This is a genomic window from Streptomyces sp. NPDC006798 (assembly GCF_040635975.1).
Taxonomy (GTDB): Bacteria; Actinomycetota; Actinomycetes; order Streptomycetales; family Streptomycetaceae; genus Streptomyces.
Genome location: NZ_JBEYIS010000003.1, coordinates 133,265 through 147,382 on the forward strand (window position 1 = coordinate 133,265; position 14,118 = coordinate 147,382).

The 14,118-nt window shown below is 72.0% G+C and carries 9 protein-coding genes; 2 read left to right on the forward strand and 7 right to left on the reverse strand.

The features are described from left to right. Positions 1 to 31: 31 nt before the first annotated feature. The 7 genes from ABZ714_RS02940 to ABZ714_RS02970 all read right to left on the reverse strand — a co-directional run bounded on the left by ABZ714_RS02940 (position 32) and on the right by ABZ714_RS02970 (position 11,979). The gene (locus ABZ714_RS02940) at positions 32 to 1,324 is read right to left on the reverse strand and encodes an NAD(P)/FAD-dependent oxidoreductase (RefSeq protein ID WP_358823350.1); all 1,293 of its coding nucleotides are present in this window, start codon (positions 1,322 to 1,324) and stop codon (positions 32 to 34) included. 141 nt (positions 1,325 to 1,465) lie between these two features. Then, positions 1,466 to 2,710: a beta-ketoacyl-ACP synthase II gene (fabF, locus tag ABZ714_RS02945; RefSeq protein ID WP_358823351.1), complete on the reverse strand. Its 1,245-nt coding sequence runs from the start codon at positions 2,708 to 2,710 to the stop codon at positions 1,466 to 1,468. Further along, positions 2,707 to 2,970 (reverse strand): acyl carrier protein, encoded by a 264-nt coding sequence (gene acpP / locus ABZ714_RS02950; RefSeq protein ID WP_358823352.1) that lies wholly within the window; start codon positions 2,968 to 2,970, stop codon positions 2,707 to 2,709. The genes fabF and acpP overlap by 4 nt, the downstream gene beginning before the upstream one ends. 193 nt (positions 2,971 to 3,163) lie before the next feature. Next, positions 3,164 to 5,812 carry an aminotransferase class III-fold pyridoxal phosphate-dependent enzyme gene (locus tag ABZ714_RS02955; protein WP_358823353.1) on the reverse strand — a complete coding sequence of 883 codons (2,649 nt, stop codon included), beginning with the start codon at positions 5,810 to 5,812 and terminating at the stop codon, positions 3,164 to 3,166. A gap of 101 nt (positions 5,813 to 5,913) precedes the next feature. After that, the gene (locus ABZ714_RS02960; protein ID WP_358823354.1) at positions 5,914 to 8,430 is read right to left on the reverse strand and encodes a hypothetical protein; all 2,517 of its coding nucleotides are present in this window, start codon (positions 8,428 to 8,430) and stop codon (positions 5,914 to 5,916) included. Between the two features lie 490 nt (positions 8,431 to 8,920). After that, entirely contained in the window at positions 8,921 to 11,197 is a 2,277-nt protein-coding gene (locus ABZ714_RS02965) for an MMPL family transporter (RefSeq protein WP_358823355.1), read from the reverse strand. A gap of 206 nt (positions 11,198 to 11,403) precedes the next feature. Beyond that, the gene (locus tag ABZ714_RS02970; protein ID WP_358823356.1) at positions 11,404 to 11,979 is read right to left on the reverse strand and encodes a helix-turn-helix domain-containing protein; all 576 of its coding nucleotides are present in this window, start codon (positions 11,977 to 11,979) and stop codon (positions 11,404 to 11,406) included. Positions 11,980 to 12,151: 172 nt separating this feature from the next. On the opposite strand from ABZ714_RS02970, the gene ABZ714_RS02975 reads away from it, so the two are divergent. Together ABZ714_RS02975 and ABZ714_RS02980 are read left to right on the forward strand one after the other, a co-directional pair. Further along, a complete protein-coding gene (locus tag ABZ714_RS02975) occupies positions 12,152 to 13,303 on the forward strand; it encodes an MFS transporter (protein WP_358823357.1) in 1,152 nt (383 codons plus the stop codon). After that, positions 13,300 to 14,112 (forward strand): thioesterase family protein, encoded by an 813-nt coding sequence (locus tag ABZ714_RS02980; protein WP_358823358.1) that lies wholly within the window; start codon positions 13,300 to 13,302, stop codon positions 14,110 to 14,112. Before ABZ714_RS02975 ends, ABZ714_RS02980 begins: the two co-directional genes overlap by 4 nt. Positions 14,113 to 14,118: the final 6 nt, after the last annotated feature.

A 14,118-nucleotide genomic window follows, 5' to 3' on the forward strand; every position in this document is an offset into this window, starting at 1 on the left:
ACCGGACCGGGCCCCTCCCGCCGGACCGGTCCTAACGGTCGAGATCCGCCACCGCGCGGGCCGCCTTCAGCCCGGACTCGACCGCGCCGTCGATACAGCCCGCCCAGCCGTCGGCGAGATCGCCCCCGGCGAAGACCAGCCCGCCGTGGGGGCGCCGCAGCTCCCGGTGGGCCGTCGTCAGCGCCCCCGGGCGGCGATTGCCCCAGCCACCCTTGGCGAACGGGTCCCGGCCCCAGTCATGGGCCCGGTATTCGAGCAGCTCGGCCTCCGGGACCAGCACGCGGACCGCTTTCTCCACCGCCGCGTGGTCGGTGATGTCCAGCGCCGGGTCGACGCTGAAGCCGACCATGATCTGACCGTCGTCCACCAGGGCGTGCGGCATCAGGGTGGAGATCGGGGCGCCCGCCGCGCCCTGCGCCAGGAACGGGCCCCGGTCGGTGGCGAGACGCAGCCAGAGCTTGACGCTGTCGGGCACTCCGACGCCCGCCCCGGCCGTCGCGGTGTGGGCCCCGGGCAGCCCGGGAGTGAAGGCGATGTCGGGCCAGACATTGACCGGCACCGCGACCACGGCGCTGTCCGCGGTGAACCGCTCGCCCGCCCGGGTCGTCACCGTCACCCGGCGCCCGTCGTCGTCGATCGCGGCCACCGGGGTGTCGAGCCGCAGTTCGGTCCGGGCGTCGGCGAGCACGGCGTCGAGCAGCGCCCCCATCCCCGCCTCGGGCCGCAGGCTGACCAGCGAGTAGTAGCCGTGGGTGGCCAGATCGCCCAGGGCCCACCACTGGGCCAGCATGGACACCGCGCCCCGGGTGCTGGAGCCGCCCAGCTCGGTGGAGAGCGCGCTCGCCACCATGGTCCGCTCGTCCTCCGTCAGCTCCAGCCGGTCCAGCCAGTCACTGAGCGAACAGCGGTCGAACTCCGTCAGCGCGTCGGCGCGGAAGAGGGGGTCGTACGGCCGGGGGAAGTAGCGGTCCGTACCCCGGAACACCCGGTTCAGCAGATCCGTGACCCGGGTCATGACATCGTCGGCGGGGAGGGCGAGGGGTTCCTCCTCGGTGGGGATCAGCACCTCCTCGGGCTCCTCGTCGCCCGTCACCGCCAGGCCGTAGCGGGTCAGCTCCGCCCAGACATGCGGCTGGTTCCAGTGGATCCAGGCGCCACCCAGATCGACCGGGAGTCCGGCGAACTCCTCGGTCCGGATCCGTCCGCCGATCCGGTCCCGGGCCTCCAGCAGCAGCGTTCTGCGCCCCTGCGCCCTGAGTTCCCGGGCGGCCGTGACACCGGCGAGGCCGGCCCCGACGACGATGGTGTCGTACGCGCTGGTCATGATCTCCTCGTGACTGACTGACTGACTGGCTGGCTGTCGGCTCGGGGGCGGGGCCCGGCGACCGGTGGGGGAGCGGGGAACGCGGGGGACGGGGGTGCGGGTGCCGTACGCGGTCCGGAACGGGATCCGGCCGGGGTGGGGTCAGTCCCGGCCGGGGCGGGCGAAGGCGAGCACGACGTTGTGCCCGCCGAACGCGAAGGAGTTCGACAGCACCGCCGTGCTCTCCGTCTCCCGGGGCTCGGACCCGATGACATCGAGTCCGACCGCCGGATCGAGGCTCTCCAGGTTGGCGGTCGGCGGCAGGGTGCCCAGGCCCAGGGCCTGGACCGAGGCCACGGCCTCGATCGCCCCCGCCGCGCCCAGGGAGTGCCCCGTCATCGACTTGGTCGCCGAGACCGGGATCCGGGCCGCCGCCTCACCCAGCGCCAGATGCAGCGCACGGGCCTCCGACGCGTCGTTGAACGGGGTCCCGGTGCCGTGCGCGTTGATGTACGACACCTCGTCCGGCGTCAGCCCCGACGAACGGAGTGCCGCCGTCAGCGCCCGCGCCGCCGACGTACCGTCCGGATGGGGCGCCACGATGTGATGGGCGTCGCAGGACCGGCCGTACCCCCGGAACTCGGCCAGCGGCGTCGCCCCCCGGGCGGCGGCGTGCTCCGCGTCCTCCAGGACCAGGACGGCGGCACCCTCACTGAGGACGAAACCGTCCCGGTCGGCGCTGAACGGACGGCTGGCCCGCTCCGGCTCGTCGTTCCGGGTCGACAGCGCCCTCATCCGGGCGAAGCTGGCCACGATCATCGGGGTGAGCGGCGCCTCCGCACCGCCCGCGAGGACCACATCGGCCTCCCCCGCCATGATCATCTGATGGGCCGCCACCAGGGACTCGGCACCACTGGCACAGGCCGTGACCGAAGTGGTGCAGGGCCCGGTGAGACCGTGGTGGATGGCCACCCACGCGGCGGTGCTGTTCGCCATGGACATCGGGACGAACCGGGCCGGAACGGCCGAGAGTCCCCGGTCGAGAAAGGCCCGGGAGCTGTCCTCGATACTGGATGCCCCGCCGCAGCCGGTCCCGATCGAGACCCCGATCCGCGCCGGATCCTCCGCCGCCAGATCGAGACCGCTGTCCTCGATCGCCAGCGCCGCCGCCGCCGCGCCCAACTGGGTGCAGCGGTCGGTCGCCGCCCGCTCCCGCCGGCTCAGCGCCAGATGGTCCGGCAGCTCGACCTCGCCGCCGATCCGGACCGGCAGGTCCGAGGCGTCGAACCGGCTGATGGCCCGGACGCCGCTGCGCCCGTCCAACTGCCCCACATGGAAGTCCTTCGCCCCGACCCCGACGGGGGTCACCGGGCCGAGCCCGGTGACCACGACTCGGCGGGCGCTCACGCCGCGGTCCCGTCGGCGAGCCGCTGACGGCTCTCGATGAAGTCGACCACGGCCCCCAGCGTCGTCAGGGACCCGGCCATCGAGTCGTCCATGGTGATACCCAGCTGCTCCTCCATGATGGTGACCATCTCCACCATGTCCAGGGAGTCGAGTTCCAGGTCCTCCTTGAACCGGGCGGTCCGGGTGATCTCCTCGGGCTGGAGGCCGAGACGGTCGACCATGAACTTGATGATCTGCTCTTCGGCGCCGGCGGTGCTCATGATTGCGTGTTCTCCCGTAGGTCGTTGCGATGTCGTCGGATCGGTCCGGGCGGTGCTCCGCGCGACCGGCGCGATGCCGTGCGCCGCGCGGTCGGAACGGGGTGGTGCGATGCCGTACGAGGCACGGTCGGCGGCCTCGTACGGCCCCGGCGGGCGGTGTCGGCGGCCCGCCGGGAGACGGGGCGTCGCCGCGTCAGGTCGCGGTCGGCTGCCAGGCGCGCAGATCGCCGTGGAGGGCGAGACTCTGGCAGACCGCGCCGACGGCCTCGACGAATCGATTCGCCTCGGCGCTGTCCAGGATCAGCGGCGGCTGGATCCGCAGGACCCGGTTCTGGTTCGCGGTGACGAAGGTCAGGATCCGGTGGTCCCGGGCGAGTCCGCTGACGAACCGCAGACACATCAGATCGCCCATGGTGGACTCCAGCGCGCGGCCGGTCCGGGAGAGCGCCGAACGCAGCTCGTCCGGCAGGGTGTCGGCGAGGGCGTGCAGATCACCCGGGAAGCGGGTGAGCAGCTCGTCCGTGATCGTGCGGACCGCACCCGAGAAGTCCCCGTCGAACTCGATCGCGGACATCAGGCCGATACCCCGGACGTCCTTGACGAAGCCGTACGGCGCGCACACCTTCCGCAGCCCCTCGCGCAACTGCCCGCCGACCTCCCGGGCGTGCCGCGGCAGATCCTCCTCGATCAGTACGTCGAGGGTGGCGAGCCCCGCCGCGGCGGCGAAGTTGCCGCCGCCGAAGGTGGAGGAGTGCAGCATGGCCCGGTTGGTGCTGCCGTACGCCGCGTCCCACAGTTCGGCGCTGCTCAGGGTGGCCGCGATCGGCACCAGACCGCCCGACAGGGACTTCGCGATACACAGCACGTCCGGGTCGAGCCCGTCGTGTTCGGCGGCGAACAGGGCCCCGGTCCGGCCGAGTCCGGTCTGGATCTCGTCCAGGACGAACGCGGCACCGGCCCGGCGGCACAGCTCACGGGCCGCCTTGAGATAGCCGTCCGGCGGCAGGATCACCCCGCCCTCGCCCTGGACCGGCTCCACGATGAACGCCGCCGCGCCCTCGATCGCGGCCCCGAGGGCGTCCAGATCGCCGTAGGGCACGGCGACGGTGTCGGGCAGCAGGGCCCCGAACGGCTCCCGGTGACTGGCCCGGCCGGTGACCGAGAGCGCGCCGAGGGTCTTGCCGTGGTAGCTGTTGTCGGCGTGTACCAGCCGGGTCCGGCCGGTACCGGCCCTGGCCACCTTGAGCGCCGCCTCCACCGCCTCCGTACCGGAGTTGCTGAAGAACACCCGGTCCAGCCGGCCCGGCGCCAGGTCGCTCAGCCGCTCCGCCAGTTCGGCGGACTTCGTCGGCATGGAGACGTACTGGACGAAGGTGGGCGTACCGGTGTCGAGGAAGCCGCGCAGGGCCTCGGTGACCCGCGGATGGTTGTGGCCCAGGTTGAGACAGCCGTAGCCGCCGACGAAGTCCAGGTACTCCACCCCGTCGGCGGTGGTGAGCCGGGTACCGGAGCCCCGGGTGAAGACCCGGTCCAGGCCGTGGGCCGCGAACAGCCGCGCCATCGGCGGGTTCACCCGGTTGCGGAAGCGGCGCACGGTCGCCGGGGCGGTGTCGTCGCCGGACCCGGCCGCCCCCGCGGCGGCCGTGCCCGGGGCGCTCGTGTCCCGTTCCGTTCCGTCGCCACCGGTGCCACCGCTGCCCCGGCGGGCGGTCGGAGGCCGGAAGTAGGGGGCGAGCCGGAGGATCTCGTCATCCGCGAGCGGACGGCCGAAGGAGGCCAGCGGAACAGGTACGAAGCCGTGCTTGGCGGCCAGCGCGCCGATGGTCCGCACCCGGTCCAGATCCAGCTCGCGGCCGAGGGAGAACGACTCCGCCCGGCCCTCCAGCGCCAGCACGACGGTCTCGGCGAGACAGCCGTTGAGCTGCCGGGTGGGGCTGGGCAGACTGCCGTCGCCCACCAGGACCTCGGGCACGGCGCTGACCAGACCGCCGTCGACGACCACCACGTCCTGGTCGTCGCGGGGGGCCTCGGTGACGTCCCGGGGCAGCGCCACATCGACCACGATCGTGCCCGGGCGGAGCTTCTCCGGGGCCACCAGACCGCCGACGGACGAGGCGCAGACGAAGACCCGGGTCCGCTCGGAGCAGAGCGCCACATCGTCCACGAGACGGACCCGGCCGTGGTCCGCCGGATCGAGATGGCGGAGCAGCGCCTCGGGCGACCGGTTGCCCTGACGGCAGACCAGATCCAGCTCGAACCCGTCGGCCAGCAGCAGCTTCGCCACCGCGAGCCCGATGGAGCCGGGGTAGCCGACCACGGCGATCCGGGTGTCCTCGACCGGCAGCCCGAGCAGCCGGACGACATGCCGGACCTCCTCGTGCGCCGCGTAGACGGTGAGGGAGTTGCCGCTGGTCACGGGGATGCCGACCTGCTGGGCCGTCCACAGCCCGCGGTCGCCGACGATGGAGGTCGCCCCGCCGAGCCCGGCGAGTACCGCGCCTTCGGCCCGGAGCTTCTCCACCTCGTCGGCGACCATCCGGCGGGCGGTCGTGGGCCGGGTCAGCAACTGTTCGGCGGTGTACGGGAGATACCGCACCCGGCCCGCGCAGCGCGCCCCGGTCGGGGACGTCACCGACCGGAAGAGGGGGAAGGGGACGCTGTACCGGTTGCGCTCCGGGGGCGCCGGCGCGTCGCGGTGGTCGTCGACCAGCCGGTTCAGCAGGTCCATGCCGCGGACCTGGTTGCGATGGCCGGTACTGATGGGATGGGCCAGGAAGCCGAAGGCCGTCACGGGGTCGCCGCCCGGGGCGCGTACGGCCGGGTCGGGGGAGTCGGGGGACAAAGCAGTGCCTCCGTTAAGGGGCCGGGCACACCGCGGGCACGGCGGTGGGCACGAGGGAGTACGGAATCGGGACTGGGCGGGACGGGACGGGACGGGCGGGGTTACGCGCCGCTCGCCGGGTACGCGGATCTGGCCGTCGCCCGGATGACGGTGAGACTGAGGTCGGACAGCTCGTCACGCTGCCAGCCGTGCGCGGAGAGCAGACTGAGGCCGTCGCCCTCGTTGTTGTGGGCGATGGGCACCGAGCAGATGGTGACGGTGGCCCGCCGGGTCAGCCAGTCGCCGAGATCGGCTCCGGCCGCGTCCGGCAGGTGCCGGTGGCGTACGGTCAGTCCGCTGAAGGACCGGGTCCACTCGGGCTCCAGCAGATGGAGTACCTGGGTCTGGCGGCTCATGGCCGCGTCGGTACGCCCCTCGTGGTAGGTCCGGATCACGGAGTGGCCGCCGTCGATCAGCCGGAAGACGGTGACATTGCCGCGGAGCGGCCGTCCGTAGAGACAGACCTGCTGGATCAGGGTGGGCACGATGTCCGGGACCAGTGCCGACGCGCCGTCGCCGATGAAGGCGAGAACGTTGTCGTCCCGGGTCAGGGCGATCGCCGGGATCGACTGGAGGGCGTCGCCCATCAGCGCCCGCCCGTACCAGCCGGAGAAGCCGGGGCCGGTCCTCGGGAGGTTGCGGACCGCGGAGAGCCCGCCCCGGCCGACGTCGTAGACACCGGTATAGGTGTACGACTCCTCGGTGATCAGCCGCTCCAGCACCCCGCCGAGCCGGGCGAAGAAGTAGTTGGCGCTCATCGGCAGTACGGGGAGTTCGTGCAGGGCGTCGGAGGCGCTCTCCCGGGCCCCGGTGAGGGCCGAGGTCCGCCGGTCGAGTACGCCCGGGTCGACGTCCAGCCGTTCCCGTACCGCGGTGAGGAAGTCCAGGGCGTCGGCGCGTACGGGCAGATCCGTGTAGGGCGCGATGTGCTCCGGCTCCCGGGTGACCTGGGCGATCCGCAGGGACCGCTTCAGGACCCGGGGCGAGAAGGGCGTGGCCGCCTCGGCGATCCGGCTCTTGAGGAAGAGCAGGGACTGCTGGTCCCGGGCGCGCAGCCGTCCGTTGTCGTGGAGGTAGTCGTGCACCCGGGCGGAGAAGCCGTACACCCCGAGCGTGCCGAGGTATTCGGGGACGACGGCGCCGTCCCGGTAGCGGGCCACGGAGCCGGGCCTGGTCAGGGAGTCGGCCAGGGCGATCCCGGCCTTCCGGGCGATCTCGTGGACCAGCCCGGACTCCTGGGGGCCGAGGCTGCCGCACTGCCAGAGCAGCCGGTCGGGGCCGTGGTTGATCTCGTCGACGACGGGGGCGATTTCGTCCTCGCGGACGACGGTGACGGCGGGCCGGGCCGGGGGTGTCGCGGCGGCGGCCGCGCGCTCGGCGGTGGTCTCGTCGGCCGGGGCCTCCAGTACGGAGGGGGTGACCAGCAGGACCACCGGCCCCCGGTCCTCGTGGTAGGCGGCGAACGCCTCGGCGAGGCCGGCGTCGAGCCGTTCGGGCGAGTCCAGATAGACATGGGGTACGCCGCGGGCGGCCAGCACCGCCCGGGAGTCCTCCGCGCCGTGGACCGTGCCCTGGAACGGGAACCAGGCGGTGGCGGGGGAGTCCGCGCAGACGATGAAGCCGCGGGCCCGGGCGTCCCGGAGATTGGCCAGGGTGCCGCGGAACTCGTCGACCATGCCGCTGGTGACGACGGTCAGGAAGGGCGCCCCGTCGAGCTGCCAGCGGGCGAGGGCACCGCAGGCGAGACTGTGCTCGCTCGGGCCGCGCAGTACGGGGTTGCCCGCGGCCTCGGCGAGGCCGTCGAGATCGCGGATGGTGCCGGAGACCACCGAGCCCGTGTAGTAGTGCAGCCCCCAGGTGTTGCCGGAGCACGCGGTGAGGAAGGCGTGCAGGGCGTGGGCCAGGGCGGCGGGCGGGGTACGGGCCGCACGGGCGGCGGCACCGGCCAGACAGCGCTGGATGTGGTCGGCGAGCTGGCAGACCACATCGGCGGTGTGGGCCCAGGTGTCGTCGGGGACCTGCCGTAAGTGGTACGGGCGGGACACCAGCAGACCGTCGTCGGAGCCGCCCTCCGCGTAGACCACGGTATGCCGGGCCGGGAGTCGGTCCTCGGGGCCGCCGCTCAGTCCGGCGGCGAGTGCGTCGAGGGCCGTGGCGACGGACTCCTCGAAGGGGGCGGTACTCAGCCCGGCGCCGCCCGCGTCCACCAGGACCAGCGGTCCCACACCGGCGTCCGCTCCGGTGTCGGCGAAGGTCCCGGCGGCGCGGGCCGCGTCGGCGGGGGTGTCGGCGGTGATCAGATGGAGTTCGGCGGTGGGCAGCGCCGCCGAGAGGAAGCGGCGGGCCTTGCCGAGGATGGCCCGGTAGGCGTCGCTCCCGCCGGGGTCCGCCGTACCGGCCGGCGCCGGTGGCGAGGTCGGTCCGCCGTGGGTGCTGTCGAAGCGTCGGCCGGAGTCGTCGGTGAGGTCCGCGAGCGCCTGTCGCACCGCCTGGTGGAAGGTGTCGCGTTTACCTATGGAGAAGATGAGAAGTCGGGGTCCGGGACAGCCGGACACATCGTCGGAATACATGGCACCCACGCTCTGAACCTCCGCACACAGATGTTACGAAGTGCATATGCGACCGCTGGGAGAGTCGCATTCGTAAAGCGGTGACAAGGGATTGGGGAAAGTGGATCGTTGATCGTCCGGAAGGATTTCCGCACAAAGATTTGCCAAAAGAATGGAAAAACCGGGTGGGTTATGGGCTCGGCGCCCCGAACCTGTTCCAGGGGGCCGGACGGCGGATTCTCAGCCGCGTGGGCCGGACCGTGGCGAAGGTTTCCCGGCAACCCCCGAGCGGGGGTCCGAACATGGTCGGACGTGCTCCATCCCGACGATCCCCCGTTCGGTCGTGGCGCGTTGTGCCTTCAAGGTGAGCAGCCTTTGAGACCTCTTTGTCCCCACCCCCCGGCGAGAACTCGTTGTATTTCTACTCTAGCGGACCGCTCCAGTCAAGTTAGACCCTCTACCCGAACGGCCGCCCCGCCAACCGCGGAACGGGGCAACCGCTCGGTAACGAGGCCGAAAATCAACCGTCTCTCAGACCGGCCTTGTCATGGAGCTTCCGCAGTGGTCCCGGTGCCCACCAGTTCGCCCGGCCCATGAGTTTCATGAACGCCGGGACGAGGATGCCCCGGACGAGGGTGGCGTCCACCAGAACGGCCAGTGCCAGACCGGCGCCGAGCAGCTTCAGCAGACTCAGCCCGGAGGTCGCCAGCGCCGCCAGGACGGTGGCCACGATGAGCGCGGCGGCGGTGATCAACCGCCCCGTGTGGTCCATCCCGAAGGCGACGGCCCGGGTGTTGTCACCCGTCAGCAGGTACTCCTCGCGGATTCTGGAGAGCAGGAAGACGCTGTAGTCCATGGAGAGCCCGAAGGCGATACAGAACATCAGCAGCGGAACGGTCACTTCCAGTTGCCCGGTGTGCACGAAGTCGCCCACCAGCCACTTGAGGTTGCCGTCCTGGAAGACGTAGACCATCGCGCCGAAGGACGCCGTGAGGCTGAGCAGATTGAAGACCAGCGCCTTCAGCGGGACGACGACACTGCCCGAGAAGAGGAAGAGCAGGACGAACATGCTGAGGGCGATGATCCCCGCCGCCCAGGGGATCCGGTCGATCAGCGCGCTCTTGGTGTCCACCAGGGTGGCCGCGTCGCCGCCCGCCAGCCGCTTCGCCGGGGCCTCGACGTCCCGTACGGCCTTGACGTGCTTCTCGCCCGCGGCGGAGTTGGAGTCGACATCGGCGACCACGGAGAGCCAGGTGCCCTTCCCGTCGGCGTACGCCGCCGACGCCGGTCCCGGTGGCGCGATCTGACGCCCGCCGCTCCAGGAGCCGAGGACGCTGTCCACCCGCTGGGTCTTCTCGATCCGGGAGACCTGCTCGACGTACGCCGTCAGCCGTTGCTTCTCCGCGGCGGGGTCCAGCGAGGGCAGGACCACGGTCACCGGGGCCGTGGCGGCCCGGTCGAACTCGTCCCGTACCGTGTCGGCGGCCACCTGGGCACTGGCGCCCTCGGGCAGGATCCGGTCGTCCGTCATGCCGAACCTGGCATGCCCGAACGGCAGGGCGAACAGCACCAGGACGACGACCACCGCACCGCCGATCAGGACCGGACGGCGCATCACCTTGACGGAGAGCCAGTGCCAGGCGCCCGCGCCCTCCTTCTTGGCGCCGGGCATCCGGCGGCGCAGCGGCGCGAAGATGTCGAGCCGGTCGATCCGCCGCCCGATCAGCGCCAGCAGGGCCGGCAGGATCAGCAGTGACGCCAGCGCCGCCAGCACCACCACGGCGATACCGGCATAGGCCAGCGACTGGAGGAAGTAGACCGGGAAGACCATCAGAGCCGCGAGGGAGATCGCCACGGTGAGCGCGGAGAACAGCACGGTCCGGCCCGCGGTGCGCAGACTCTCCACGATCGCCTCGGTCACCTCCCGGCCCCGGTCCAACTCCTCCCGGTAGCGGGTGACGATGAAGAGGCTGTAGTCGACGGCCAGTCCGAAGCCGAGTGCCGTGCTGACGTTCATCGCGAAGATCGACACTTCGGTCATCTCGGCCATCACCCGCAGCACCGCGAGCGTGCCCACCACGGAGACGATGCCGACGACCATCGGAAGCGAGGCGGCGACCAGGGAGCCGAAGGCGGCCAGCAGTATCAGCAGGGTGAGCGGTGCCGCCAGGAGTTCGGCCCGGGTCAGGTCCTCGGCGCTCTGCCGTTCGATCTGGTCGTTGATCGGGGCGAGCCCGGTCGCGGTGACCTTCAGCGGCCCCTGCTCGCCGGTGACGTCCGGCTGGAGCTCGTAGGACTTCTGGGTGAACTCGTCCTCGGTGCCGCCGAGTTTGATCAGGATCAGCGCCGTACGGCCGTCCTTGGAGCGGAGCGCCGGATCCTTGGTGGTCCAGTACGAGTGGGCGAAGACGACCCCGGACTCCTTGCGGATCCGTTCGGTCAGCTCGGCCCCGGCACGGGCGGCGGCCGCCTCCTCGACCGGTCCGTCGGCCTCGGCGACCAGGATCATATTGGGCGAACCGGCCTTGAAGCGGTCGCTGAGCAGATGCTCGGCCCGGGCCGATTCGGAGGTCTCGGGGGTGTAGCCGCCGCTGGCGAGGTGTGGTGCGACACCCGCGCCGAGCAGTCCGGCGGCCACCGTGAGGATTCCGACGATCAGGAAGACGGGAACCTTCCGCCGGACCAGCAGCCGGGCCGTCCTGGCCAGCCAGCCCTGCCGGGTTAAGGGGTCGATGCCGTCGTTGACCGGTGTTCTCCCGCCGTCCTTGCCGGGGCGGGGCTGTGCAGAAAGAGCCATGGGCTCTCCCCCAGGGATCTCGGGGGCGGGCGCGGTGATAGCCACGACCCGCCGCTTTCGGGGACTGGCCCGGACCGTCGCCGGGCAGTGGTTGACCACGGCGCGGCGATCGTGGGGCCGCCGCACCCAGAGGGCTGTGCCCGGCACGGGGAGCGCCGGGCACCGAGGAGATGTCAGTTGTGGGTTCTCGGGTGGAGGAGGGCCGGTCAGTCGACCCGGATGAGATCGCGGGTGAGCGCCGCGTGCACCCAGTCGGCCCACTGCTGCGTGGTCCAGCCCCGCTCCGTCACCAGAAGGTGGTAGATCTCCGGCCCCAGCAGGCCGTAACTGATGTCCACGGCCCGGTCGAAGGTGAGGTCCGTGGGGAGCTGCTCCTTCTCGGCCAGCGCCTTCATCAGTACGGTCTGCACCTCCAGCCGCTGCTCCTTGTTCCGCTCCCACAGCGGGGCGACGTCCGGATGCGAGGCGGCGGCGGTGCGCAGTACCTCCAGCAGTTCGCCCACCCGCTCGTAGATCTCCCGGGCGGCGGCGACCTGGTGGCGCAGTTGGGTGGAGGGGTCGCCGGCCGACATGGCCTGCTTCACCCAGGAGCGCTCCAGGGTGGGGATGGGCTCGTCGTCACCGGCTACCCGGATGTCGACCAGCTCTTTGAGGATCGTCTGCTTGTTGCCGAACTTGAAGTAGATGGTCTGGACGGCGACCCCGGCCTCCCGGGCGATCGACTCGATCGTGGTGCTGCCGTAGCCGTTGTCCTTGAAGAGGCGGAGTGCTGCGTCGAGCACCCGGTTCCGGGTTTCCTCCGCTTGGCGCCGTCTCGTCCCGGGCTTGGCTGTCACGACTGCACCATCCGTTCATTAGAGCTAAGATCTAGAGTAATACTACACAAGGTTGTTCCGTGGGGAGGCAGGTATGGTCGCAGAGCCTGATATACAGACGGGTGAGCGGGTCGAAAGGGTGCCCAGAGGATTGGTCCCCCTGCTCACCACCGGCATGGGGCTGGCGATGTTCGTCCTCTTCGCCCTCGGTGCCCTCGGACCGTCACTGCTGACGGAACTCGATATCTCGCGGTCCCAGTTGGGCACCCTGACCGCCCTCGCCTTCGGCACCGCCTCACTCCTCTCCCTCTACGCCGGTCATGTCACCGATCTGCTCGGCGGCCAGCGGACCCTGGTGGCCATGCTGGTCACCGTCGCGATCGCCTTCACCGCCCTCGCGGCGGGCGGCAGCTACGGCTGGCTGCTGGTCGCGCTGGTCCTCGCTGGTATGGCGCAGGCTTTCGCCAACCCCTCCACCAACCGGCTGATCGCCGCGCATCTGCCGCCGCCGCGCAGACCCGCCGCGATAGGAGTCAAGCAGTCCGGCGTCCAGTTCGGCGCCTTCGCCGCAGGTCTGCTGATACCTTCCCTGGCCTCGGCCCTCGGGTGGCGTACCGCTCTCGCCCTCGTCGTCCCGGTCGCCCTGGCCGCCGCCGTGGTCGCCGCCCAGTTGCCCGCCGACCGCCCCAAGGGCGAGCGGCCCGCCGGGAGCCTCCTTCCTGAGGCCCCCAACGCGGCCGCCCGCTGGCTGATCGTCTACTCCCTCGGCGTCGGTACCGGACTCGCCGCCCTCAACACCTATCTGCCGCTCTACGCCCACGAGGAGTTGGGCCTCGGCGCCCGGACGGCCGGCGCCCTGGTCGCCGCGCTCGGCGCCGCGGGCATCGTCGCCCGGGTGCTCTGGACCCGCTACAGCGGCCGGCTCGCCGATATCTCCGTCGCCCTGGTCACCCTGGCCGCCGTCGCCGTCGGCTTCGTGGTCCTGATCCCGCTCGCCGAATCGGCCACCGCCCTCGTCTGGGCCGGAGCCATCGGCCTCGGCGGCTCGGCCGTCGCCGCCAACGCCGTCTCCATGGTCGCCGTCGTCCGCAGCCCCGCCTTCGGCGCCACCGGCCATGCCTCCGCCCTGGTCTCCATGGGCTTCTTCGGCGGCTTCGTGGTCGGCCCGCTCGCCTTCGGACTGCTCGCCGACGGCTCCGGCGGCTACACCGCGGGCTGGACCATGGTGGGCGTCGCCTTCCTCATCTCCGTCGTCTGCGGCTTCCAGGTACGCCGGACGGTGCGCGGATGAGCGGCCCGACCCGGCTCGAAGGAGCCGAGACGCCCTTACGCCCGGCGGACACCCTCTTCCGGCCGGCCGACGGCGGCTACGAACCCACCGACCTCGCCACCGGCCCCTGGCACGCCGAACGGCTGCACGGCGGCGCCGTCGCGGCGCTCGCCGCCCACGCCGCCGCCGCCGAACTGGGGCCCGAGCGGCCCCTGGCCCGGATCTGCGTCGACTTCCTCGGCCCCGTCCCGGCGGCGCCCCTGCGGGTCGACGTCCGTCCGGTCCGCAGCGGACGGAGCTTCGCCGCCGTCGACGTCACCATCACCGCCGACGGCACCCCCGTCGCCACCGCCGGGGTGCTCGGCATCCGCCGCGCCGCCACCGATCTGCCCCCGGGGCTGCCCGGCGAGCCCGCCGCCCCGCCCCGGGACGGCGGCTGGGCCCTCGCCGACCCCTCCGACCGGCCCTCGTTCAACCGCGACGCCACCGAGACCGTCCTGGTCGACGACCCGGACAACCCGCTCGGCGCCACCGCCTGGGCCCGGCTCCGTACCACCGTCGCCGGGGAGCCCGGCGCACCCGAACAGGCCGCGATCGCCCTCGCCGACCTCACCCACGGCATCGGCGCGATCCTCCCGCCCGACCTCTACCGCTGGACCAATCTCGATCTGACCGTCCATCTGATCCGGCCGCCGGTGGGCGAGTGGATCGCGCTACGGGCCAGGACCCGGCCCGGCGTCCTCGGCCGGGGCGTCGCCGAGGCCGTACTCATCGACACCGCGGGGGAGTTCGGCACCGCCGCGCAGACCCTGCTCATCACCAAGGAGTGAGCCGCC

Coding starts and splice junctions, on each gene's coding strand:
- ABZ714_RS02940 (WP_358823350.1), bottom strand. CDS start 1,324: ATGACCAGCGCGTACGACACCATCGTCGTCGGGGCCGGCCTCGCCGGT.
- acpP (WP_358823352.1), bottom strand. CDS start 2,970: ATGAGCACCGCCGGCGCCGAAGAGCAGATCATCAAGTTCATGGTCGAC.
- ABZ714_RS02965 (WP_358823355.1), bottom strand. CDS start 11,197: ATGGCTCTTTCTGCACAGCCCCGCCCCGGCAAGGACGGCGGGAGAACA.
- ABZ714_RS02980 (WP_358823358.1), top strand. CDS start 13,300: ATGAGCGGCCCGACCCGGCTCGAAGGAGCCGAGACGCCCTTACGCCCG.